Here is a 1,941-nt window from a genome sequence, read left to right as displayed (position 1 = left end):
TGGTGGAAACATAGATTAAGTTATTAAGGGCGCACGGTGGATGCCTTGGCACTAGAAGCCGAAGAAGGACGTTACTAACGACGATATGCTTTGGGTAGCTGTAAGTAAGCGTTGATCCAGAGATTTCCGAATGGGGGAACCCAACATGAGTTATGTCATGTTATCGACATGTGAATTCATAGCATGTCAGAAGGCAGACCCGGAGAACTGAAACATCTTAGTACCCGGAGGAAGAGAAAGAAAAATCGATTCCCTGAGTAGCGGCGAGCGAAACGGGAAGAGCCCAAACCAACAAGCTTGCTTGTTGGGGTTGTAGGACACTCTATACGGAGTTACAAAAGAACATGTTAGACGAATCATCTGGAAAGATGAATCAAAGAAGGTAATAATCCTGTAGTCGAAAACATATTCTCTCTTGAGTGGATCCTGAGTACGACGGAGCACGTGAAATTCCGTCGGAATCTAGGAGGACCATCTCCTAAGGCTAAATACTCTCTAGTGACCGATAGTGAACCAGTACCGTGAGGGAAAGGTGAAAAGTACCCCGGAAGGGGAGTGAAAGAGAACTTGAAACCGTGTGCTTACAAGTAGTCAGAGCCCGTTTATGGGTGATGGCGTGCCTTTTGTAGAATGAACCGGCGAGTTACGATCTGATGCAAGGTTAAGCAGCGAATGTGGAGCCGTAGCGAAAGCGAGTCTGAATAGGGCGTTGAGTATTTGGTCGTAGACCCGAAACCAGGTGATCTACCCTTGGTCAGGTTGAAGTTCAGGTAACACTGAATGGAGGACCGAACCGACTTACGTTGAAAAGTGAGCGGATGAACTGAGGGTAGCGGAGAAATTCCAATCGAACTTGGAGATAGCTGGTTCTCTCCGAAATAGCTTTAGGGCTAGCCTCAAGTGATGATTATTGGAGGTAGAGCACTGTTTGGACGAGGGGCCCCTCTCGGGTTACCGAATTCAGACAAACTCCGAATGCCAATCAATTTAACTTGGGAGTCAGAACATGGGTGATAAGGTCCGTGTTCGAAAGGGAAACAGCCCAGACCACCAGCTAAGGTCCCAAAATATATGTTAAGTGGAAAAGGATGTGGCGTTGCCCAGACAACTAGGATGTTGGCTTAGAAGCAGCCATCATTTAAAGAGTGCGTAATAGCTCACTAGTCGAGTGACACTGCGCCGAAAATGTACCGGGGCTAAACATATTACCGAAGCTGTGGATTGTCCTTCGGACAATGGTAGGAGAGCGTTCTAAGGGCGTTGAAGCATGATCGCAAGGACATGTGGAGCGCTTAGAAGTGAGAATGCCGGTGTGAGTAGCGAAAGACGGGTGAGAATCCCGTCCACCGATTGACTAAGGTTTCCAGAGGAAGGCTCGTCCGCTCTGGGTTAGTCGGGTCCTAAGCTGAGGCCGACAGGCGTAGGCGATGGATAACAGGTTGATATTCCTGTACCACCTAGTATCGTTTTAATCGATGGGGGGACGCAGTAGGATAGGCGAAGCGTGCTGTTGGAGTGCACGTCCAAGCAGTAAGGCTGAGTGTTAGGCAAATCCGGCACTCGTTAGGCTGAGCTGTGATGGGGAGAGGAAATTGTTTCCTTGAGTCGTTGATTTCACACTGCCGAGAAAAGCCTCTAGATAGATAACAGGTGCCCGTACCGCAAACCGACACAGGTAGTCAAGATGAGAATTCTAAGGTGAGCGAGCGAACTCTCGTTAAGGAACTCGGCAAAATGACCCCGTAACTTCGGGAGAAGGGGTGCTCTTTAGGGTTCACGCCCAGAAGAGCCGCAGTGAATAGGCCCAAGCGACTGTTTATCAAAAACACAGGTCTCTGCTAAACCGTAAGGTGATGTATAGGGGCTGACGCCTGCCCGGTGCTGGAAGGTTAAGAGGAGTGGTTAGCTTCTGCGAAGCCACGAATCGAAGCCCCAGTAAAC

Annotated in this window: 1 rRNA gene; it reads left to right on the top strand. The window is 49.1% G+C overall.

Annotated elements, in window-relative coordinates:
- Window positions 1–13: 13 nt before the first annotated feature.
- Window positions 14–1,941: ribosomal RNA gene (locus HMPREF2706_RS11790) — 23S ribosomal RNA — on the top strand; the annotation flags it as partial.

The organism is Staphylococcus sp. HMSC067F07, assembly GCF_001837405.1.
Lineage (GTDB): Bacteria > Bacillota > Bacilli > Staphylococcales > Staphylococcaceae > Staphylococcus > Staphylococcus capitis.
This window is presented reverse-complemented; position numbering and strand designations above follow the sequence as displayed.